Origin of the sequence: Aliivibrio fischeri, assembly GCA_038993745.2 — a bacterium.
GTDB lineage: Bacteria > Pseudomonadota > Gammaproteobacteria > Enterobacterales > Vibrionaceae > Aliivibrio > Aliivibrio fischeri_B.
The window spans coordinates 928,019-948,646 of the sequence record CP160629.1 but is presented as its reverse complement, the minus strand read 5'-3'; the positions used below and the strand labels follow the sequence as shown (position 1 = coordinate 948,646).

The window sequence follows — 20,628 nt, the reverse complement described above, 5'->3', positions numbered from 1 at the left end:
TCGGTATAAGAAACAAATGAGCATTTATAACTTCATTTCTAGCCTTAATCGAACAACTAAACAATCAATATCAGTAACAATAAATGGCGAGTGTATATTGACCCACCCATCTTTTACAACTACATAATCTTAATTATGTCATCAAAATCTCATTCACAAGCAAAATGTATCAAATGTAGAAGTATTCAAATCAAAACATGATGTGATTAAGCCTATTATTCGCATCAATAATCTAGAGAACTTAAAACGACGGCTTTAATTGCATGTGTCATATAGTACGCAAATGACTCATTATTTAATCACTAAGTAACGATTATACTTAGGTGTAGCCACCTCAAATATTTTACTTAATTAACCAATATCTATTACCTTTGGTATGACAAAAATCAACCATTCTAGGTAGACTCGGGAAATCATTTAATTAATTTCTTAGCTTATGTTTAGATTAAATCGAGTCAAAGCGGAAAATGAAGCTCTAAAAAAAGAGTTATCTGACCTTAAAAATAAATACCAAACAGATATTCAGAAATTAGAAGATCAGCTCCAAGAAGCTAAACAGCAAGTCATCTCAGTACAACAAGATTATCAAAGTAGCGACGGTTTGATTTCGAGCAGTTTAAAAGGTGGTGATATGCTTCAAACCATTCGAACTGCGATGGTCGAAAGCGCTCAATCGATGGCGCAAGAGAATGAAAACCTAGAACAACTTAGCGAAGTCTTTAAACAAACCCATCAAGCCCTCACTCGACTTGACAATAGAGCCGTAGAAATAAGCTCTCAAACAACCCAAAGCATTAAATCTGTTCAAATATTAGATAAAACGGCTAACTCCATCTCTCATCTTGTCTCTACTATCCAAGAAATTTCTGACCAAACAAACTTACTTGCTCTCAATGCAGCGATTGAAGCGGCTCGTGCAGGTGATGCAGGCCGAGGGTTTGCTGTTGTTGCTGATGAAGTAAGAACCCTAGCAAGCAAAGCCAGTGATGCTAGCGAGCAGATTGATTCATTAGTAAACCAAGTGTTAACTCAAGTGGATGCCATTAAAATATCTATCGATGAAAACCAAGCCTGTGCAGAAGAAGTATCGGCCTCTTCAGCACAAATTGGAACTATCGTAAATGAGGTCGTTGATAAATCAGAGCACATGAAAGAGATCATTTATGTAGCCTCAACGAGAGCATTCCTTGATACGGTAAAACTTGACCATGCGATTTGGAAAAACAATGTGTATCGCTTACTGCAAAAACACTCATTCGACGAAACCGTTAATACTCACTCTGAATGTCGATTGGGTCAGTGGTACTACAAAGGAAGTGGCAAAGCTTATGATCATCTAAAAAGCTATGCTCTACTGGAAGAGCCACACAAGGCAGTTCACGACAATGGACGTAAAGCCATGAGTAAAGCTCAAACAGGTAATATGGCTGATATGATTACATCAATTAATGCAATGGAAGATTCAAGCGAACAAGTCGTAATCCAAATTGATCGTTTAATGGATGAAATCGTTGCAGACAAATAAAGTATTTATCTCAATTCGATTGTGGGCTTGAGTGGATTATCAAGCCCATCCCACCACTAAAAAGTATTCACATCATTTCGTGATGCGAATAACCCAGCTATTCAAATCAAAATGTGATTAGATTAGTTTGCTTTTGATGCTTCATGCTGCTCTAAAATAAAGGCGATTTCTTCCTCATTTAAGCACGATTTACTGACGTATTGGCGCTGTTTACCAATATGAAAGATAAGCCCTAAATCGCTTTGTTCAACTTGGTCGATGTCACTCCAAGCGATAGTGCGAGAGTTTTTGGTGTTTTTAAGGCTTTTATAACTCACACCATTTGCGTCAACGTTAAACACCACTTTACTGCCAGAGAGTGAGCTGATGGATTGTCGCCATAGCCACCACGTTCTCTTGAAGTAAATACTGAACGCTTCAATAATACTTAACGCAATAAAGAACCAACCAATGTAGCCATTAGGTAATAGCTCAAGTTTTAATAACGCCAGACCAAAAAGGAAAAAGAGTATTCCTTTTAAATAGGCTTTCGGAAAAGTAATCGGCTGACTAGTTTGATCATAACATTCTGCAAAGAAGGTCTTGTCGAGAACGTATTCTGTGGTGACACTAAAATCTTTAGACATATAGGGCTACTTTACGGTTTTATGTGAATGAGTCTTTTATGCTGCCATCTTGCAACTCACCTATTGTATCGTTTATCGATGTTTTTCTTTAACTATTTTGATGCTTTGTTCATTTCGCATTTTCTTCATTTTTAATTTTTGCCCTTGAAAATGGTTCTTTTCCTGCGAATAAGTTATTGATAGACATAATTAACAAGCCAATAATAAGCTAAGCTTATAACTATCTAAAGTAATCATCATTAGATATCCCCTCCTCTAATTATCATAATCTCTCTCAACAAATAACTCGCATGGATTGCAAACAGCGTGGTTTTGATTTTTGTCTAATGGTACTAGGTTGTTGATGTACCAAAAAAAGTCTCTGTCATTGCGCCAAAGGAAAGGGTGATATTTTCTGCACTGACCAATTGAAGAGTCAGTAAATTTTGATAAGACTTTAGGTGATACATTATGAATAAATCTCTTTTAGCCGTTGTAGTATCAGGTGCTTTATTGCTGTCTGGTTGTTCTTCTTCAAGCGACTCTAGTGGCTCTGGACAAACAAACCCTGGTAATCCTGTTATTCCTGATATTGATAACTCTCCTGAGTGGGGTTTAGATGTTGGTGATACTCCTGATTGGGGACTCGCTGATCCTGAGTTTGGTCTACCTGTACCATCGATTCCAGACATCGATAATACACCTGATTGGGGATTAGACACGGGGAATACACCAGATCGACTGCCTCCTGTATGGGGCGGCCCTGAAATGCCACCAATTGATAATGGTCCAGAGGCAAGCTACACGATTTCAGGAAGCACTATTACAGATACAAATGGCAATATATTCGTTATTAAGAACGTTGACTGGCATGGTCAATCTATGATTGTTCAAGACCAAGACGGTAATGACCATTACGTAAGTATCATTCGCCAAGGCGACTATGAAGGTGACTTTGGAATTGTTATTGATGGTGAATCCATCATCATTGGTGGTGATACTGTTCAAGGTGGTTTAAGACCATTTATGGAAAATTCAAGCCCAGAGATAGACCGTAACACTATCCGTGATTCAATTCGCGCTCGCTTAAACTAATGTTCCCTCGCTCCTAGTTACGTACTAGGAGCACCTTTCTAGGTTATCACATGAAAACCATTTCAATGACTTGCAGCGCAATGATGCTCTGCACTTCAGCTATTGCTGGAATTGATTTATCAATTGAAAAGGATGTCGTAGAAGTTGGCGTTACCGCAGCAGTAACGAATAATACCTATTTATATATTGGTGGAGACAATGACAACTGGGTTGGCCTAGGAATTGGCTATCATAAATTCGTAAATCCCCGTTGGAAACTTGCGTCTTACTATGAATACGGTATACGAGATGATTGGCTTATGTCAGAAGTAGTCGGTATTGATGGCGTTAAAACCAATACACACTTTGTTGAGCTCTCAGCCGCTCGATTCTTTGATGGGTATTCTGCAAAATTTGGTGTCACCAGTGAGTTTGTTCGTAATGGCTTTACGTGGATAACCGTTGATGATGCAAATAAGTATTCGACCTATTTTGCTGCCGCTAAATATTTTCAGCACACTTATATTACGAGCAGATTGGAATATCATTATGCTGAAGACAAATCGGACATGCTTGATTTTAACCAAGGACAAGCAGCAGAATGGGAACTGTCAATTGGTACAATGCGCCCTGTATGGCATATTTATCCATACGCAAAAGTATCCGCTTTTAATCCCAACCGTACCTACTATGGTATGACAGAGACAGAATATAGCTGGACTGTCGGTGGACGAATGTCATTCTAATTCGATTTATGAGTAAACACTGAGTGTTAGGGTTTGTGGTAATAACGAAAAATTACCACAAGGTTCCTATTCAAAGTTAAATCACAAATACTTTTCTATTGGTAATAACTGTAAGAATCCAGATTGAAATCGCTCCCAACGGCCAGTCTCTGGTTCACTTTCCCAACTTTTATCACCGGAATACCAACGAACATCACCCTCTTGCAGTTTTAGGTGCCAACTGTTTTCTTCATCCATAGCGTGTTCAATATCTTGAGTGAGTTGCTCTGCGATTTTTTGATTTTCAATGATTAAAATCGATTCTGTATTCAAGTACGTTGAGCGCAAATTGAAGTTAAAAGAACCGATACTTGCGATATTGTCATCAAAAACGGCTGACTTGGCGTGAAGTCCATAAGGTAATGTTGGTGCACATTTAGAAACGTCTTTGGTCGACTCTTCACATAACTCTGTTTCAGGTTTCAATTCATAAAGCTGAATGCCGTGTTCAAGCATATCTTGACGACGACCTGCGTAACCTGAGTGGTTAGTGGTTAAATCGTTCGATGCCATTGAGTTGGTAAGCGCTTTTATCTCAACACCTGTATTAATAAGCGCTTGCCACCCTTTAAGTTGGTTATCATCAAAAATAAGGTAAGCCGATTCTAATAAGATCTCTTTCTTGGATTCACTGGCCAATTTGCCGAGGGCTTTTGCGGTCTCTTTAGGCTCATCGGTATTGTCTTTATTAAGCGGTACTGGGCGATCAAATACGAACTTAGCATTAACCCAAGTCATTTTATCCATTAGATTAGTTAAGTATTGATGCGCTGTTTTATTTCCTTCTGGTAAAGCTGGGTAGTTTTTATAAACAGGTGCATCAATCTCATCTAACACTGGTTGTTTTTGTAAAAGTGGTTCTTGCGAAGCTTCTTTTGCTAATAAATCCACAGGGTAAGACCAACGGCTGTCCCAATACTCGATAAAACTGGTTTGTATATCACGGACGACTGAACCACGAACTAACACATCACGATCACGGAAGTTAATCTCGTTAGAAAGATCAAAATACTCATCACCAATATTACGCCCACCAACAACAGAGAACACGCCATCAACAGTGAATGATTTATTGTGCATACGACGATTTAAACGAGAAAAATCCCCTAAGAAGTTCACCCACTTGGTGACGCCACGGCGAGTGGGAATGGGGTTAAATACTCGGATCTCAACCTGAGGATGCGCGTTTAACGCCACAAGTAGATCTTCACGTTCATTTAAGTTGATGTCATCCAACATGACACGCACTTTAACACCACGATCAGCTGCCGCTAATAGACGACTGGCAAGGTAATGACCAGAGGTGTCTGAGTTCCAAATATAATATTGGATATCAATGCTGTGCTCTGCTGTCTCAATTAATGCTAAACGTTGCGCTAATGCATCCCATCCCGAATCTTGCAACAAAACAGCACTGGTTTCTGCTGTTGAGGGAGCTGGTTGGAAAGAAGCACTTAACTCAGAAAGCGAACTGCTTAATGGTGCTGTTACCGATTCGTTCGTGTGTTCAATTTCATTAGGAAGCGAACCACAACCTGAAAGAATAGCGACAAAAAATAGAGTGACATGAATGCGTTTAAGCACTGACATTGAATAAACTTCCTTTGTTAATGTTGAATAACCAATGCGATAGATAAGAACTGTTTTAATCTTAGCAAGAAAACAAAGAGTAATCTTATATATTCTGATATGATGCCTTTTTGCCTTAACCACTGTTTATATATCCATGTATACGTTACGACCTTACCAACAAGATTCTGTTAAAGCGGTTATCCATTATTTCCAAAAACATACGACGCCTGCGGTACTTGTACTGCCTACAGGTGCAGGGAAAAGTTTGGTGATTGCAGAGCTAGCACGAATAGCGAAAGGTCGTGTGTTGGTACTTGCTCACGTTAAAGAGCTTGTTGAACAAAATCATGCGAAATATGAAGGCTATGGTCTAGAGGGAGCGATTTTCTCAGCAGGCTTAGGTAGAAAAGAGACCAATAAACAGGTGGTATTTGCCTCTGTGCAATCTGTGGTTCGTAATCTTGATGAATTTAAAGATCAATTTTCTCTGTTAGTTATTGATGAATGTCACCGTGTGCCAGATAACAAAGACACCAGTTACCGCAAAGTTATTGAGCACTTACAAACCCAAAACTCTGGCATAAAAGTACTGGGGTTAACGGCGACGCCTTACCGTTTAGGAATTGGTTGGATTTATCAGTATCACACTCGTGGACAGGTAAAAACCGATACACCTCGCTTTTTCCGTGATTGTATTTTTGAACTTCCTATTCAATATCTATTAGATGAAGGATTTTTAACCCCTGCAAAACTCTTAGATGCACCGGTATTAAGTTATGACTTCTCACAGTTAAAACCGGCTTCTACAGGTAAGTACAAAGAGTCAGAATTAGATTTGGTGATTGAAGAATCAAAACGTGCGACGCCACAAATCGTTCAGCAAATTGTGGAATACGCGAAAGACAGAAAAGGCGTGATGATCTTTGCTGCTACCGTTCGCCATGCTCAAGAGATCCTTTCTTTATTGCCGCCAGCCGAGTCTGAACTGGTCATTGGTGATACTAAATTGGCTGATCGTGATGCCATCATTCAACGATTTAAAAATCAAGAAACGAAATTTTTAGTGAATGTGTCAGTATTAACCACGGGCTTTGATGCGCCTCATGTTGATTTAATTGCAATTTTACGCCCAACAGAATCGGTGAGTTTATATCAACAAATTGTTGGTCGTGGGCTTCGTCTTGCTGAAGGTAAAACCGAGTGTACGGTCTTAGATTATGCAGGTAACTGTTATGATTTATATCAGCCAGAAGTTGGCGACCCGAAACCTGATAGCAGTAGTGAAATCATTACTATCCCCTGCCCAGCTTGCGGCTTTAATAATAATTTCTGGGGCAAGTTAGACAGTAACGGTTTTTTGCTTGAGCATTTTGGCCGTCGCTGCCAAGGTTATTTTGAAGATGACGAAGGCACACGTGAAGAGTGCGGTTATCGTTTTAGAGCCAAATATTGTAATGAATGCGGCGCTGATAATGATATAGCAGCTCGTGTATGCCATGAATGCGATGCCATTTTAGTTGATCCAGATAAGAAGCTAAAAGAAGCCCTGAAACTAAAAGATGCACGGATCTTAAATTGTATCGACCTGACATTAACCGCAGGAAAAAATCAATTTAATAAACCACAAATAAAAGTCACCTATTTTGGAGATGATGATTCTGAAATTCATGAAGTGTGGCAATTGGCAACCAAAAAGCAGAAAGAGCTATTCTTAAAGAGTTTCGTTCGTCCGCATCTTGTTGATAGACATCGCCCGTTTGAAGAGACGGCGGCAACAAAAATCGCGAATAACCAACACCGTTTTCGTCCACCTAGCTTTGTGATTGCTCGTAAGCAAGGTAAGTTTTGGTCCATTCGCGACAAAATATTTGAAGAGTAACGGTTTTTAAAACACGATTACCATAGAGAACGATAACTCATATGACATGAACGGCATTGAGAATAAGCGCCACTAAGTGCTTCTCTTGCTGCTTGTTCATCTTTATTTTTCGCTGCTTTCTCTAATAATTGAAACTGCTCTGCAAGTACGGTGAACTTCTCTTCAAACTCTGGCTTTTGTTGCCAAATTTTTGTTCTTGCTCTGCTGTTATCCGCACTGCCTTCTGGAAACAGTGTTTTTTGCTCTTGTACCGTTAAGTATGCACTTTTGGCTAATGGTATAATTTTGTCCCATTCAACGACTTCATTATCAAACGCTTCATCCAATTGGTCGGCAGTGGCGTCTAAATGCTGAAAGTTATCTTGTCGTTGTTCAATTTCACTTGAAAAGTCATTGGCCATTAAAGAACAAGAAAATAGGCCTAATATCTCTATTTTTTTCATATCAACTCCATTTGATTTGATAGTATCGGCTTTTAAAAGCCAGATTAGCAAATTCTCTTAGTAAATTCACGAAAATAGGTTGTGAGTTAACCAAGTGAATGCTATTATCCGCGCTCGTTTTTCGAAACGAAAAGTCTGTTAAGTTAGGTCGCTAAGCTTAACGGCATTTATTTATTTTACTATTTGAGAGTAAAGACTATGAAATTTGAAGCAGTAGTACGTACTGAACAAGGTAAGGGTGCGAGCCGCCGCCTTCGTCACGCTGGTAAATTCCCAGCAATCGTTTATGGTGGCACAGAAGCGCCAGTTTCTATCGCACTAGACCATGACGCAGTGATCAACCAAATGGACAAGCCAGCATTTTACGAAGCAATTGAGCTAGTAATCGATGGCGCTGCTGTTAAGGTTAAACCGCAAGACGTTCAACGTCACGCGTTTAAGCCTAAAGTTGAGCACATGGACTTCATCCGCATCTAATTCGAGTCTGTTTTACTCTTTTGCATTATTGCTATTTCTTTCTTACCAATTGAAATAACAAACCCTTTAAAGCCCTGATATTACCAGTATCGGGGCTTTAATCTATCTGGTACTCTGTTTTTTCCTTTCCTTTTTTCACCCTACTTATTCATCCCGAGCATGATTTGAATTCCGTTCATATCCTATTCTTATTTTTAAAACACAAACTAATTGAACGCCGTTTTTTACGTACATTTGACATTAGGCATTTTTAAATTTTTATACTAAAATGAATTGAATATTAGGTAGTTCCTAATAAATCTCTCTAGGAGTTCAAATGAAAAAATTATTAGTTGCTGTATCTCTTCCTGTATTAATGGCTGCTTGTGCAAGCAATGGTGATAACAACACTGACGCACAAATCTCTGCAGACATGCTTCAACACCACAACTGGCAGTTAACTCAAGTTGATGGTAAAGACATCGCTACTCCAGAAGAAATGGAAGCTCCACGTCTTGAAATCGGCGAAAAGATGACAGCAAATGGTAATGCAGGCTGTAACAACTTCTTTGGCCAAGCTGAGCTAAATGAAGAAGGTCAATTCCGCATTGAGAAAATGGGAATGACAATGAAAATGTGTATGGGTGATGTAATGACAACAGAACAAGCTGTGTCTAGCACTCTATCTACTTGGAGTGACATTACACTAACTAAAGAAGGTCTTATCCTTAAAGGCCAAGAGCACGAGCTAACTTTCACACTACGTGACTGGGTAAACTAATTTAGCTTTGCTTTTAAAAGACACAAAAAAACCGGTGAATTTCTTCACCGGTTTTTTATTATTTGTTATCTAAATAAGCTTATACCAATCCGGATAAGTAGTTGATCAGATAATTGCGTAGGAAAAATCGATTAAAGCAAGGCATAAATTGCAGTAACTAGTGGGTCTAATTGCAAAATTTATAACGCAGATATAATCGATTTTAACAAGCAAGAATGATCAAATATTTATGTGGATTGGTATTAATCTTCAATCCAGCGCTTAAAGATAAGTGATGTATTAATACCACCAAAAGCAAAGTTGTTACTCATGATGTAATCACACTCAATTTCACGACCTGTACCTGTAATGTAATCTAACTTACCGCAACGCTCATCTACATTATTTAAGTTCAATGTTGGGCTAAACCAATTGTTACGCATCATCTCAATGGATAACCACGCTTCAATCGCACCACATGCACCTAATGTATGACCAAAATAAGACTTCAATGAACTGATTGGCATTGATGAGCCAAATACGTTCTCTGTTGCTGTACTTTCTGCGATATCACCACGTTCTGTTGCGGTACCATGCGCTGAAACATAACCAATTTTCTCTGGCGCTAAGTTGGCATCCCTTAACGACATTTCCATACACATTTGCATGGTTTCCATTTGTGGTTGTGTTACATGGGCAGCATCACAGTTACTTGCAAAACCAACTAGCTCTGCGTAAATCGTTGCGCCACGAGCTTTAGCATGTTCATACTCTTCAAGAACTAAAGCACCAGCACCTTCACCAATAACAAGACCATCGCGATCTTGGTCATATGGGCTTGGGGATGTTTTTGGCGCATCGTTTTTTAAACTTGTTGCGAATAATGTATCAAATACTGCTGATTCTGTTGGGCATAATTCTTCTGCGCCACCAGCAACCATTGCCGTTTGATAACCGTGTTTAATCGCTTCATAAGCGTAACCAATGGCTTGACTGCCTGAAGTACATGCGCTGCTTGTTGGTATAACTCGGCCACGTAAACCAAAGAATAAACCAACGTTAACCGCTGCGGTATGTGGCATCATTTGCACATAGGTTGTTGCCGTAATAGCACGAGTTGATTTCTCATTAAGCATCACACCAAAAGCACCAACGGCATCGGTAGAACCGGTTGAGGAACCAAAGGCAATACCTGTTTGGCCATTGGTTAAGATGTCGTTTCCAATAAGACCACTTTGCTCTAAGGCTTGCTCTGAAGCAACGGTAGATAACAAAGAAACACGTCCCATAGAACGAATTTTTTTACGGGTATAGTGCTTTGGTAATGTGAAATCATTAATCGGGGCTGCTAGCTTAGTATTAAGGCCATCGTAGACTTCAAAGCTTGGCATATATTGAGTGGCATTTTCACATTTACGTAGGTTTTCGCCTACGGTGTTCCAATCACTACCTAAAGCGGTAACACCAGACATGCCGGTTACGACTACACGACGACTCATACTAAACCACCATTAATTGAAATAACTTGGCGAGTCACATAACCCGCAACATCTGACATTAAGTAACTTACTAAACCGGCTACTTCTTCTGGTTCACCCATTCTTCGAAGTGGTACTTGTGGCAATGCATGCTCTTTCACATGCTCATCAACCATGCCTGTGTCAATTAAGCCAGGTGCAACACAGTTTACTGTGATTTTTCGTTTTGCTAGCTCTAACGCAAGAGATTTAGTTGCACCAATAACGCCTGCTTTTGCTGCGCTGTAGTTCGTTTGACCACGGTTACCCATGATGCCTGACACCGATGCAAGCGTCACAATTCGACCGCCTTTTCGCTTCTGAACCATCGGCATAACACAAGGATGAAGTACATTATAAAAACTGTCTAAATTGGTATGAATTACACCATCCCACTCTTCTTCTGTCATCGCAGGGAAAGCGGTGTCACGAGTAATACCAGCATTACTTACCACACCATAATATGCACCATGAGTTTCGATATCGCCCTCAAGTGTCGCTTTACATTGTGCACGGTCACTAATATCAAACTGAATTAAGCGCCCTTCACCACCGTGCTCTTGAATTGCTGCTAACGTTGTCTCTGCGCCAGCTTTATCACTCATATAATGAACAACAATATAAAAGCCATCCTTTGCTAGTTGCTCTGAAATTGCGCGACCAATGCCTTTACTGGCGCCTGTCACTAATACTTGTCTTTTCATGTTGTCCTCTACTACTGCGTTACTGCTTTGGCGTTAAGAGCTCTTCTAATTTTTCTTCTGTTGGCACGAACACGTTTAATTGGCTCGATGCCAACTGTTGTCCTTTATGTTCAATATAACAACTGAATACGGCCATGCCATTATTCTCTAACACTTGCTCTGCAAAAATGTCGAGTGTGTCGCCTTGTTGAAACTCGCTGCACTCAGCTTGGTATTTACGGCTACCAAGTAAAAAGCCTATTGGTGACTTATTGCCTTTTTTCCACGCATGATAGCCAGACCAACCAGCAATACTTTGCGCCATGAACTCAATACCAACCCAAGCGGGAACGGTTTTCGTCTCATGATCAAAAAAGACATTATTCTCACCGATTGTCACCTGACAATGAACCGATAAGTCATTTACCTCAATCAACTCATCAACAAGAGCTAAAGGTGTATCATGGGGTAAAAGGTCGATTAAAGGAGGAATACTACTCATCAAATACATCCAAAAATTAAACTGATGTTATTACCGCCAAAGGCAAATGAATTACTAATAACGGCTTTTTTTCTTAGTGGTTGATCGACCACAAGCTGAATATCAGCCAGTGCATCATCTTGCTGTCCGTCATTAATCTGCTTAGGTAGCGGTAAATTATACTTTAAAATATGCCAACAAATGCTTGCTTCAATGATACCTGCGGCACCTAATGTGTGCCCAGTGAATGGTTTTGTTGAGCTCACCGGTACTGAATGACCAAACACCGCATGAACGGCTTTAGATTCCATGGCATCATTCAGCGGTGTGGCGGTTCCATGCGCATTAATATAACCAATGTCTTTAGGTTCCAAACCAGCATCTGTTAGCGCTTTATTCATCGCTTCAATTGCCCCTTTTCCTTCAGGGTGCGGTGCCGATATATGGTGAGCATCTGAGCTATCTCCAGCTCCTAATAAAGCGATAGGATCATCAGAGTCTTTTTGCTCTGCACTTAGCAGCATATATGCGCTAGCTTCACCAATATTTATCCCTTTTCGATTGGGACTAAACGGCAAGCAATACTCATTTGACAATGCTTCTAGGCTGTTGAAACCATTTAATGTTAAACGACATAAACTGTCAGTGCCGCCAACGATAACCGCATCAACAAACCCTGCTTTTAATAAACGCTTTGCTGATAAGAAAACACGACCACTTGAGGAACAAGCGGTTGAGATCGCATACGTTGGTCCATTGATATCAAGATATTGAGCAATAAAATCCGCAGGGTTTCCTAACTCTTGTTGTTTATAGCTATAACCAGCAGGAAAAGCCCCTTGCTCCATCTTCTCTTTTAAAGCGACTTCACCATCAGAGATCCCTGAAGTACTCGTGCCAATAATAACAGCAATACGATCTGAACCGTATTTCTCTTTTGCGGCGTTAATTTGAGGTTCGATTTGCTGTAAAGCGGACAAAACAAGCTGATTATTTCTGGTATCCCAATGAGCCAAATGCTCAGGAACTAAAGGTAACTCACCTAATGCTTTACCAACGACTGTCGCCTTTCCATCATTGAGCCAACCTGTCTCTTTGTGCATTGATGGCGCTTTATTTCCACTCAATACTTGATGGATTTCATCAACCTCTTTACCCATGGCTGAATGTGAGCCACACGCATGTATATATAAAGGAAAGTCACTCATTTAATTTATCCGTTATTATTTTGAGTTGTTGTATTTGAATGCGAGAACGTTTTAATTTTTATGACATAACCAAAGTCTGGACTTGTTAACACAATTTCACCACTTAATTTGTCTGTGATGTCATCATAACGAGCATCAAGGATTGTTTTTCCTGATTCATTCACTAATGTTCTGTGATTGTCATGTTCGTTTAGTTGCCAGCCAATGCTAGTTAAACTTTCTTGCCATGCTTCAAGTGGCCACAAGGTAATCATGACATTAAATAGCACTTGTTCTGGTGGTGGCAATGTGTCACTTAGACCTGCCATTACGTAAGTATCTAACGTTTGGCCATCATAATCTAAACTTAATAAACGAGAACCCCATGAGGCAAAGCCAGCTAATACCAAGTCATTACCTGTCAGTTGCAGTTGAACTGGAAGTTGATTCTTTTTTCCTTGCCATTCAACGGAGATTAACTGGCTAAGTGATAAATCACTGCCATACTCTTCAGGCTGAGGTAAGGTAATAAACTGACCTTGTGATACTTCCACTTGGTTGGGTTGCTTTACCGGTTTTGCTGCGCATCCCATCAAAAGAAAGGATAAAACAAGCGCTATAAGGTGGCGGATTTTTATGGCCTTATGATGCATCTTTTTTCTCCGAAAGCGTATTAATCTGCTCTTTACTCTCTTTATTTTGTTGGCTTAACGGAGCCAGTAACCAAGCCACGATAATCCCTGTAAGTACCGTAATACCAAAGCTATGAATCGCTTGGGTTTCACTCAAGGCCAATAAACCAAATGACAAAATCGTTGTTAACGCAGATAAAGATATCGCTAATAGCGTGCTTTCTTTATGTGAATCATCACTTTGCTTATTCTGCTCTGCGAAAAACAAGGTGTAGTCTATTCCGATCCCTAAAATCAACATCAAGGCTAGTAAGTTAAACAAATTCAACGGTACGCCAGTTAAAACGGTTACAGCTAAGCCGGCGCAACCTGCTATAAATGGTGGCAATACTATTAAAAACGCTTGTTTCATTTTATAGCGAGGTAACAGCAGTAAGAAAATAGCGGCATAAGCAAACAACAATAGCTCAGTAATACGATGTCGATAATCTGCAAATAAACGAGAAATCTCTTCTGCTTTATTTAAATAAGTAATGTGATTATCCGCTGCAAATGCTTGCAATTCCGTACTGTTCACTTCTTGGTTAAACGTGATCACCGAGGCAAATACACCATCAATTTTACCTAACCATAAAAAACCAACCGTGTCTGATATTGGTGATGCTAAGAAACCATCTATAGTCAAAGGCTGATATTGCTGTGAAAAATCCAGCGCTGTTTTTGGCTGTATGACACTTTGATAATACTCAGATTGTTGCTGATACAGGTGTTTAACTAATTGGTAATTTTCTTGTTGTCTTTTTTGTGACGGTACATAACGGCTTATGGATTGATAACCACCGAAATCACTACGTTTATCCAGTTTAGTCGATATGGTTTCTAACTTTTGCAGTAACCCTTCTTCAGAACTGTCTCGTACAAGCAATAGTTGCTGAGAGCCACCGACACCGGTAATCGCTTTTATCTCTCTCTCTTGCTGCTGCAGTGCATGTGGCAAAGCTTGAAGTTGACGAATATCATCATCATATTTCGCCATATAAACGCCAAAACTTGCAGCAATCAATAAGCTCAATGGTAAAACTAATCGAATAAGCGGTTGTTGCCACACCAAAAGCCACTGACTCAAGGCTCGTTGCATCGGTACTTGGTTATATTGATTTGGTTTACTTGCCAATACTGGATACCAACATACCACGGTAAAATAGGCTGCTGTTAAACCAATGGCAGAAAATAAGGATAATTGCTGTAACCCAGGGAAAGGCGCAATAAGCATCCCTAAATAACCAATTAAACTGGTAATTAGCCCCAAGGTAATGGCTGGAAACAGTTGCTGAATACCCACCACTGAATTCCATTTTTTGCCCGCATGAAGTCGGTCGGTTAAAAAGTGAAATGCATAATCAATAGAAACCCCAATTAAGCTGGCACCAAAAACCAAACTAAACAAATGAATGGAACCAAATAAAGCAATCGTCAGTACATAGGCACAAGCAAGACCCGTTGATATTGACAGTAAGGCTAGAGCCAAAGGTAATGTGCTGCGATAAACTAAAAAGACAAGGACAATAATTCCGATAAGGGATCCAAGGCCGATTGTGCTGATCTCCCCTTTGGCGCTTTCTGTCCCATGGGCTGCATAAAAAATCACACCTGTATGTTGAATATCAACCGAAAATGTCTTTGATACTTTGCTTTCAAGTGACAATAGTTGAGGTAATTGCTGCTGCAAAGAGAGTTGGTATGATGATCCTGATAGATCAGCGGTGATCACGACGTATTCTTTATCATCGTGTTTGGCAATCAGATAGCCATTCTCTACTTGAACATTACCAGAGCTTTGAGTTAAACCTGATAAATAATCTCGAAATAACAAGAAAGGATCGTTCTCTAACTCCCCTCCCGTCACACCTGAAAAAGGATTGTATAGTGCGTGTAATACCTTTTGAACTTGCTGTTCTGGTGCGTGTTCTAATTGTTGGGTTTGCTGTGCTGTCAGTAACTGAGCGCGAGCAGGAAAATAAAATTTCCCCCACGCTTGTTGTTGCTCAGGACTTATCGTTGCCGTTACCGAGTCAAACATAGGTAACGCAACCAGTTCTTCATTAAACTGATCAACCGCTTCAATCAGTTTTTTACTGTCACCTTGGGTTTGGCTGACTACAAACACCACTTTATCACTCATGGTATTAGCAATATTATCAAACGCTTGCTGAGCAACTTTATCTTGTTGATTATCAGGTAATAACGCCAAGATATTGGTTTCTATTGGCAGTGCGCCTTTGGTTGTACATTGATAACCAAATACCCCTGCGATTCCTAATAGAGCCAATGCCCAAACCAGAGCTAAAACTCGTGGTTTTATCCAATTAGAATTCGAAAACACGTAACTCTTCTTCTGTTAAGGTCGCAGGTTCTGTCGACTGATTAGTAAATACCATTTCAGTTACGTCACCTCGCACTTCACTTAATACCACTCGATTTAAATAATCATTACCCTCAATTTTTATGGTTTTAAATACGCTGTCAATTGGGGCTTTAGTTGGAGTAAGTATGAGTGTCCAAGCGTCTTTTTCACCCGTTAATTGCAGAGTGAAATTTTCTTTAATGGATTCCGTATCCCCTTTAAATAGAGATAGAAATAGACGAGTAAAATAAAACGCCATTGGATTATCTGAATCCGTCATGACTTGAGTGTCACCATTAATGGATTGGCGAAGTTTGTTCTGCGTTAAAGTCAGCGCAATCGGAAAAGGCGTTGTTTGTTGCCACAATAACCCCTTTTCATGATCTAACAAAAAGTCCCTGATGTCGATAATGGCTGGGCAAACATCTGCATGGTTCTTACTTGTTTAAAATCACCACGAACAAGCGTCGATTTTGCGAGTTGTTGCTGCAAGTCATCAACACTAAATGCAAAGCTATTTACGCTAAAAAGCATAACAAACGATGCCACCAATAATGACCAATAACGTTTAAGATTAAGCATTATGATAAGCCTCTACTTTATCGGTAAATACACGAGGAGAAACAAAGCACATTTCTTCAGTTTCTATGCTTACCGCTACTTGCATTGTATGGGCTTTAGTCATTCGTACGTTGGTTTCTGCATCATAGATAACATAATCAACACGCATGCGGTTTTCCCATTCCGTTAGTGTCGCTTCCACTCGGATCTTATGATCGTAAGGAATGGATTTAACGTACTTAACACGAGTGTCAATGATGGGCCAAACATAGCCTGACGCCATCATATCTCGATAGCTATAACCGATTTTTTCAAGCATTTCATGACGTGCTTTTTCAAAAAATCGGAAATAATTACCGTGATACACACCCCCATCGGATCCGCATCCTGAAAGGCGGTTGTGATCATCACTTCTACGCTTAATACATTCACTGGCTTAGCTTCATTTGTATTAGTCACAACATTTAACCTTAGTATAGTGTCCAGTGCTGTTGCCGAATCTTCGCCATAAAGTTACGTAAATCGTTCTCTAATGGTCGGTCTTCATCGACAAAAGTAAATTCACTTAATACCGCATCACGCATGGTTTTAAGCTCTTTACTTAACTGAGTATCATCAAGCTCACCTTGCTTTTCACGCAATACTAACGCTTGAGTTGCCGCTAATAATGAAGCTGATGTCACTTGCTCTGTTAACTGTAAAACACGTAAACAATCACGAGAGGCAATCGTACCCATACTCACTTTATCTTGGTTATGACATTCTGTTGAACGTGAGAAAACACTTGCAGGCATTGTTCCTTTAAGCGCTTCTGCTGTCCATGCTGAAATACCAATCTGAACAGCTTTAAAGCCATGGTTAATTGGTTTACGAGCCCCTGTTGAACCCGTCAGGTTAAATGGTAAACCGTTATTGAATTTGTAATCCATTAGCTGTGCCATTTGGCGATCTAATAAATCAGCAATGTTCGCTACTGCGGTTTTTAGCATGTCCATTGCCATTGCAATATGACCACCATAGAAATGACCACCGTGAAGAACACGCTCATTATCACCATCGATAATTGGGTTATCGTTCGCACTGTTTAATTCATTTTCAATCATTTGACGCAAGAATGGTAGGCTATCTTGAAGTACACCAATCACATGTGGAGCACAACGAAGTGAGTAACGGTCTTGCAGGCGATCACTGTTTCTTGGTGGGGTTTCGTTATGTAAATCAGAACGTAACCAAGCAGCAATTTGTTGTTGGCCTGGATGTGGTTTCACTGCAAATAACGCTTCATCAAAGTGGAAGTCATTACCTTGCATCCCTACTGATACCATTGCGGTGATCTTAGTTGCCATTTGCGCTAAGTACTCAGCACGCTTATACGCTAAACACGCTAACGCTGTCATCACTGATGTACCATTCATTAAAGCCAAACCTTCTTTTGGTTTAAGCTTGATTGGTGTGATATTTAGCTCTTTAAATACATCTGCAGTTGCACGGATTTCACCTTTATAAATCACTTCACGCTCACCAATAAGGGCAGCAGCAAGATAAGATAATGGCGTTAAATCACCACTTGCACCCACAGAACCTTCTTGAGGAATACGTGGAGATACGCCGTGATTAATTAGAGTCACGATTTGATTAAGCAGATCATGAGTCACACCCGATACCCCTTGTGATAAAGAGCATAAGCGAGTCGCTAATACAGCACGTGCTTGTTGTTCATCTAAGTTTTCGCCTAAACCACAACCGTGAAAACGAGTTAAATGCAGCGGTAATTCATCCACTAAATCCATTGGGATTGCTACAGTACAAGAGTCACCATAACCCGTTGTTACACCATAGATCACGCCTTCTTCTTTTAATAAGCGCTCTAAAAACTCAACACCACGGTCAATTTTAGCAGTGAATTCATCAGAGTTATTAAGTTGTGCATTTGCGCCATTTGCAATATCAACAACGTCTTCAATTGTCAGACGTCCTTTACCAAATGTAATTGAATTAGTTGTCATCTTTCTTTCCAGTTAACTGCCAAAAATTAAAAAAGTTATACCACTGTGATGGTGCTTTTAATGTGAAATGCTCTAGGCGTTGAGCATAATTTTGTACGACTTCTTGCAAAGCCTCTTCTCGCTTACCACGAGGTAATATGATTTGTTCAGAAAACGGTTCTAAGTACACATCAAACAGTGGGTCTTTTTGTGTATCGTCACGAAGTCCAAACATTAAATATACTGGTTGCTTTAAAATAGAGGCCAACATAAATGGCCCTTGAGGGAATGGCGCAGGCTTACCAAGAAAATCAGCCCAAATCACTCGATTCTCTTTAGTGACTGACGTTCTATCACCAACGATAACAATCCACTCACCATCATCAATTTTTTGCTGCAATAAAATGGCGGTATCTGGCCCTATTTTAGACACCTGAATAACATTCACTTCTGATTGCGGATTAACGGTTTTCATTACCGTATTAAAACGCTCAGCATGCTCAGTAAAAACTAACGCATTAATCTTCAGGTGAGTATGACGACGGCTAAGCGCACGACATAGTTCTAGATTTCCTAAATGAGAACCCAGTAATACAATGCCTTTTTCACGCTGAGCTAATGTTTGATAATGCTCAATACCATGAACCGTTAAGTTTTTATCTGAAAAATCACCACGCCATGCCGCAAGCTTATCTAACATGGTTTCACCAAAAGAGACCAAATGACGATAAGTGGTTAGCTTTTCAGGTAACTGAATGCCTTTAATTCGAGCATAAGCATTTACCTGTTGAATGAAATCATCAGAAGCGTCTTTGACTGAACCACCACGTAGGTAGTAATAAGCCATGACTGGTTTGAGTAATAGTGAAAATACCTTGCGACCAAACGTTGAATAGATCCACAGTAAAAATTGAATACCTAAAATCGTACCGCGCTCAGCATGAGACGACCAATGATCTTCTTGAACAGGTTTACGTTTTAGTAATGAAGGAATACGAGGCAGCATGCCAAAAAATAATTTGGTGTGCATCCAACTGATTTTCACGTTATCCCATAATGCATCAAAATGAGAAATACCATCTTCTGGGTAAATAACACGAGTATTGATGAAACGAATATCGGTTTCATTCCAGTACATACGAACCATGATTTCGGTATCAAAATCCATTCGTCGGCCAAGCACCGCTCGCTCCAATACGTTAATCGTTGGACCGATAGGATAAGAGCGGAAACCACACATACTATCTTTAATCGCAAAAGAAAGTGTCTCAATCCACACCCAAATATGCGTAGCATAACGACCATACAAACGAGATTTAGGTACACTCTCATCGTAAATAGGCTGTCCAGAAATCAGTGCCGTTGGGTGTTCTTGAGATTCAGCGATTAATTTAGGTAGCGCTTCGAGATCATGTTGACCATCAGCATCAATTTGAATCGCATGACTATAACTCTGCTGATAGGCTTTTTCGATACCAGCAATCACAGCCCCACCTTTACCTTGGTTTTCAACCAATGTGATTAAGGTAATCGACTCATTATGTTGAGTTACTTCTTCTAAAATACGCTTTGTTTCATTCTCACTGCCATCATCAACGATGATCATTGGATAACCATACGACATCAATGATTCAACAACGGCAGGAATGGTTTTACCATGGTTATAACAAGGAATTAAAAAACAAGGGCGAAAGTTAGTCATGATTACGCTCCTAACACAATACGACCAGAAGCATGATTGCTTACCGTATCGCCTTTATTTGAGCGGTAAGTAAAATACAGCTTACTCTTCTCAATATCCCATTTAAGCTCAAGTTCTACTTCCATATTCGGTAAAATAGGCTCTTGAAACTTAAGCACTTCCATCCCTTTAAAGTTTGAATGCGCATTAAGGTAATGTTTCGCGTAATGAATAGCCCAATCAACTTGAGTAACACCGGGTAACAAAGGATGATTTGGAAAGTGTCCGGTGAAATCTAAGATATCATCATCCACACGCATACAAATAAGCACACTTGGTTGCGCTTCATTTACTGAGATATCTTTTGTTGTAAGGATACTTGGCTTACGTTTTGTCAT

General features: G+C 39.9%; 20 protein-coding genes and 1 pseudogene. 6 read left to right on the top strand and 15 right to left on the bottom strand.

Going from position 1 to position 20,628, the window contains the following annotated elements:
* Positions 1-436 precede the first annotated feature (436 nt).
* Entirely contained in the window at positions 437-1,525 is a 1,089-nt protein-coding gene (locus AAFX60_004670; GenBank protein ID XDF78451.1) for a methyl-accepting chemotaxis protein, read from the top strand.
* A gap of 122 nt (positions 1,526-1,647) precedes the next feature.
* Here the strand turns inward: AAFX60_004670 and AAFX60_004665 are convergent, their stop codons facing one another.
* On the bottom strand, positions 1,648-2,151 hold the full coding sequence (locus AAFX60_004665) for a YcxB family protein (GenBank protein ID XDF78450.1): 504 nt from the start codon (positions 2,149-2,151) through the stop codon (positions 1,648-1,650).
* Between the two features lie 450 nt (positions 2,152-2,601).
* Between AAFX60_004665 and AAFX60_004660 the strand changes: the two genes are divergently transcribed.
* A complete protein-coding gene (locus tag AAFX60_004660) occupies positions 2,602-3,225 on the top strand; it encodes a lipoprotein (protein XDF78449.1) in 624 nt (207 codons plus the stop codon).
* A 50-nt stretch (positions 3,226-3,275) separates the two neighbouring features.
* A complete protein-coding gene (locus AAFX60_004655; protein ID XDF78448.1) occupies positions 3,276-3,950 on the top strand; it encodes a hypothetical protein in 675 nt (224 codons plus the stop codon).
* An 81-nt stretch (positions 3,951-4,031) separates the two neighbouring features.
* On the opposite strand, the gene AAFX60_004650 is transcribed toward AAFX60_004655, so the two are convergent.
* Complete coding sequence (locus AAFX60_004650; GenBank protein XDF78447.1) at positions 4,032-5,579, bottom strand: phospholipase D family protein; 1,548 nt, start codon at positions 5,577-5,579, stop codon at positions 4,032-4,034.
* Positions 5,580-5,715: 136 nt separating this feature from the next.
* Between AAFX60_004650 and AAFX60_004645 the strand changes: the two genes are divergently transcribed.
* Positions 5,716-7,440 carry a DEAD/DEAH box helicase gene (locus AAFX60_004645; protein ID XDF78446.1) on the top strand — a complete coding sequence of 575 codons (1,725 nt, stop codon included), beginning with the start codon at positions 5,716-5,718 and terminating at the stop codon, positions 7,438-7,440.
* Between the two features lie 17 nt (positions 7,441-7,457).
* Here AAFX60_004645 and AAFX60_004640 read toward each other — a convergent pair whose 3' ends face one another.
* Positions 7,458-7,883 carry a cytochrome c gene (locus AAFX60_004640; GenBank protein ID XDF78445.1) on the bottom strand — a complete coding sequence of 142 codons (426 nt, stop codon included), beginning with the start codon at positions 7,881-7,883 and terminating at the stop codon, positions 7,458-7,460.
* Positions 7,884-8,081: 198 nt separating this feature from the next.
* Here AAFX60_004640 and rplY point away from each other — a divergent pair, with 198 nt between their 5' ends.
* Both rplY and AAFX60_004630 read left to right on the top strand, forming a co-directional pair.
* The gene (gene rplY / locus AAFX60_004635) at positions 8,082-8,360 is read left to right on the top strand and encodes a 50S ribosomal protein L25 (protein XDF78444.1); all 279 of its coding nucleotides are present in this window, start codon (positions 8,082-8,084) and stop codon (positions 8,358-8,360) included.
* A 316-nt stretch (positions 8,361-8,676) separates the two neighbouring features.
* Positions 8,677-9,120: an META domain-containing protein gene (locus AAFX60_004630; protein ID XDF78443.1), complete on the top strand. Its 444-nt coding sequence runs from the start codon at positions 8,677-8,679 to the stop codon at positions 9,118-9,120.
* 242 nt (positions 9,121-9,362) lie between these two features.
* Here AAFX60_004630 and AAFX60_004625 read toward each other — a convergent pair whose 3' ends face one another.
* The 12 genes and pseudogenes from AAFX60_004625 to AAFX60_004570 form a co-directional block, all read right to left on the bottom strand.
* Positions 9,363-10,598: a beta-ketoacyl-ACP synthase gene (locus AAFX60_004625; protein XDF78442.1), complete on the bottom strand. Its 1,236-nt coding sequence runs from the start codon at positions 10,596-10,598 to the stop codon at positions 9,363-9,365.
* Positions 10,595-11,320 (bottom strand): 3-ketoacyl-ACP reductase FabG2, encoded by a 726-nt coding sequence (locus AAFX60_004620; GenBank protein XDF78441.1) that lies wholly within the window; start codon positions 11,318-11,320, stop codon positions 10,595-10,597. Before AAFX60_004620 ends, AAFX60_004625 begins: the two co-directional genes overlap by 4 nt.
* A gap of 19 nt (positions 11,321-11,339) precedes the next feature.
* Positions 11,340-11,801: a hotdog family protein gene (locus AAFX60_004615; GenBank protein XDF78440.1), complete on the bottom strand. Its 462-nt coding sequence runs from the start codon at positions 11,799-11,801 to the stop codon at positions 11,340-11,342.
* Positions 11,801-12,988, bottom strand: a complete 1,188-nt coding sequence (locus AAFX60_004610) for a beta-ketoacyl-[acyl-carrier-protein] synthase family protein (GenBank protein ID XDF78439.1) — start codon at positions 12,986-12,988, stop codon at positions 11,801-11,803. The genes AAFX60_004615 and AAFX60_004610 overlap by 1 nt, the downstream gene beginning before the upstream one ends.
* 5 nt (positions 12,989-12,993) lie before the next feature.
* The gene (locus AAFX60_004605) at positions 12,994-13,620 is read right to left on the bottom strand and encodes a DUF3261 domain-containing protein (protein ID XDF78438.1); all 627 of its coding nucleotides are present in this window, start codon (positions 13,618-13,620) and stop codon (positions 12,994-12,996) included.
* Entirely contained in the window at positions 13,610-15,982 is a 2,373-nt protein-coding gene (locus tag AAFX60_004600) for an MMPL family transporter (protein XDF78437.1), read from the bottom strand. The genes AAFX60_004605 and AAFX60_004600 overlap by 11 nt, the downstream gene beginning before the upstream one ends.
* Complete coding sequence (locus AAFX60_004595; GenBank protein XDF78436.1) at positions 15,966-16,394, bottom strand: LolA-related protein; 429 nt, start codon at positions 16,392-16,394, stop codon at positions 15,966-15,968. The genes AAFX60_004600 and AAFX60_004595 overlap by 17 nt, the downstream gene beginning before the upstream one ends.
* Complete coding sequence (locus AAFX60_004590; protein ID XDF78435.1) at positions 16,388-16,585, bottom strand: hypothetical protein; 198 nt, start codon at positions 16,583-16,585, stop codon at positions 16,388-16,390. Before AAFX60_004590 ends, AAFX60_004595 begins: the two co-directional genes overlap by 7 nt.
* Positions 16,578-16,972 (bottom strand): annotated as a pseudogene (locus AAFX60_004585) (acyl-CoA thioesterase). Before AAFX60_004585 ends, AAFX60_004590 begins: the two are co-directional and overlap by 8 nt.
* 62 nt (positions 16,973-17,034) lie before the next feature.
* Positions 17,035-18,570 (bottom strand): aromatic amino acid ammonia-lyase, encoded by a 1,536-nt coding sequence (locus AAFX60_004580; protein XDF78434.1) that lies wholly within the window; start codon positions 18,568-18,570, stop codon positions 17,035-17,037.
* The gene (locus AAFX60_004575; GenBank protein ID XDF78433.1) at positions 18,560-20,251 is read right to left on the bottom strand and encodes a glycosyltransferase; all 1,692 of its coding nucleotides are present in this window, start codon (positions 20,249-20,251) and stop codon (positions 18,560-18,562) included. Before AAFX60_004575 ends, AAFX60_004580 begins: the two co-directional genes overlap by 11 nt.
* Positions 20,252-20,253: 2 nt before the next feature.
* Positions 20,254-20,628 (bottom strand): 3-hydroxyacyl-ACP dehydratase, encoded by a 375-nt coding sequence (locus AAFX60_004570; GenBank protein ID XDF78432.1) that lies wholly within the window; start codon positions 20,626-20,628, stop codon positions 20,254-20,256.

What these genes read in the sequence shown, in the direction of transcription:
- AAFX60_004615 (XDF78440.1), bottom strand. Translation starts at nt 11,801, where the DNA reads ATGAGTAGTATTCCTCCTTTAATCGACCTTTTACCCCATGATACACCT.
- AAFX60_004640 (XDF78445.1), bottom strand. Translation starts at nt 7,883, where the DNA reads ATGAAAAAAATAGAGATATTAGGCCTATTTTCTTGTTCTTTAATGGCC.
- AAFX60_004575 (XDF78433.1), bottom strand. Translation starts at nt 20,251, where the DNA reads ATGACTAACTTTCGCCCTTGTTTTTTAATTCCTTGTTATAACCATGGT.
- AAFX60_004620 (XDF78441.1), bottom strand. Translation starts at nt 11,320, where the DNA reads ATGAAAAGACAAGTATTAGTGACAGGCGCCAGTAAAGGCATTGGTCGC.
- AAFX60_004665 (XDF78450.1), bottom strand. Translation starts at nt 2,151, where the DNA reads ATGTCTAAAGATTTTAGTGTCACCACAGAATACGTTCTCGACAAGACC.
- AAFX60_004655 (XDF78448.1), top strand. Translation starts at nt 3,276, where the DNA reads ATGAAAACCATTTCAATGACTTGCAGCGCAATGATGCTCTGCACTTCA.
- AAFX60_004670 (XDF78451.1), top strand. Translation starts at nt 437, where the DNA reads ATGTTTAGATTAAATCGAGTCAAAGCGGAAAATGAAGCTCTAAAAAAA.
- AAFX60_004605 (XDF78438.1), bottom strand. Translation starts at nt 13,620, where the DNA reads ATGCATCATAAGGCCATAAAAATCCGCCACCTTATAGCGCTTGTTTTA.
- AAFX60_004660 (XDF78449.1), top strand. Translation starts at nt 2,602, where the DNA reads ATGAATAAATCTCTTTTAGCCGTTGTAGTATCAGGTGCTTTATTGCTG.
- AAFX60_004650 (XDF78447.1), bottom strand. Translation starts at nt 5,579, where the DNA reads ATGTCAGTGCTTAAACGCATTCATGTCACTCTATTTTTTGTCGCTATT.
- AAFX60_004580 (XDF78434.1), bottom strand. Translation starts at nt 18,570, where the DNA reads ATGACAACTAATTCAATTACATTTGGTAAAGGACGTCTGACAATTGAA.
- AAFX60_004570 (XDF78432.1), bottom strand. Translation starts at nt 20,628, where the DNA reads ATGACAAAACGTAAGCCAAGTATCCTTACAACAAAAGATATCTCAGTA.
- AAFX60_004610 (XDF78439.1), bottom strand. Translation starts at nt 12,988, where the DNA reads ATGAGTGACTTTCCTTTATATATACATGCGTGTGGCTCACATTCAGCC.
- AAFX60_004625 (XDF78442.1), bottom strand. Translation starts at nt 10,598, where the DNA reads ATGAGTCGTCGTGTAGTCGTAACCGGCATGTCTGGTGTTACCGCTTTA.
- AAFX60_004645 (XDF78446.1), top strand. Translation starts at nt 5,716, where the DNA reads ATGTATACGTTACGACCTTACCAACAAGATTCTGTTAAAGCGGTTATC.
- rplY (XDF78444.1), top strand. Translation starts at nt 8,082, where the DNA reads ATGAAATTTGAAGCAGTAGTACGTACTGAACAAGGTAAGGGTGCGAGC.
- AAFX60_004590 (XDF78435.1), bottom strand. Translation starts at nt 16,585, where the DNA reads ATGCTTAATCTTAAACGTTATTGGTCATTATTGGTGGCATCGTTTGTT.
- AAFX60_004630 (XDF78443.1), top strand. Translation starts at nt 8,677, where the DNA reads ATGAAAAAATTATTAGTTGCTGTATCTCTTCCTGTATTAATGGCTGCT.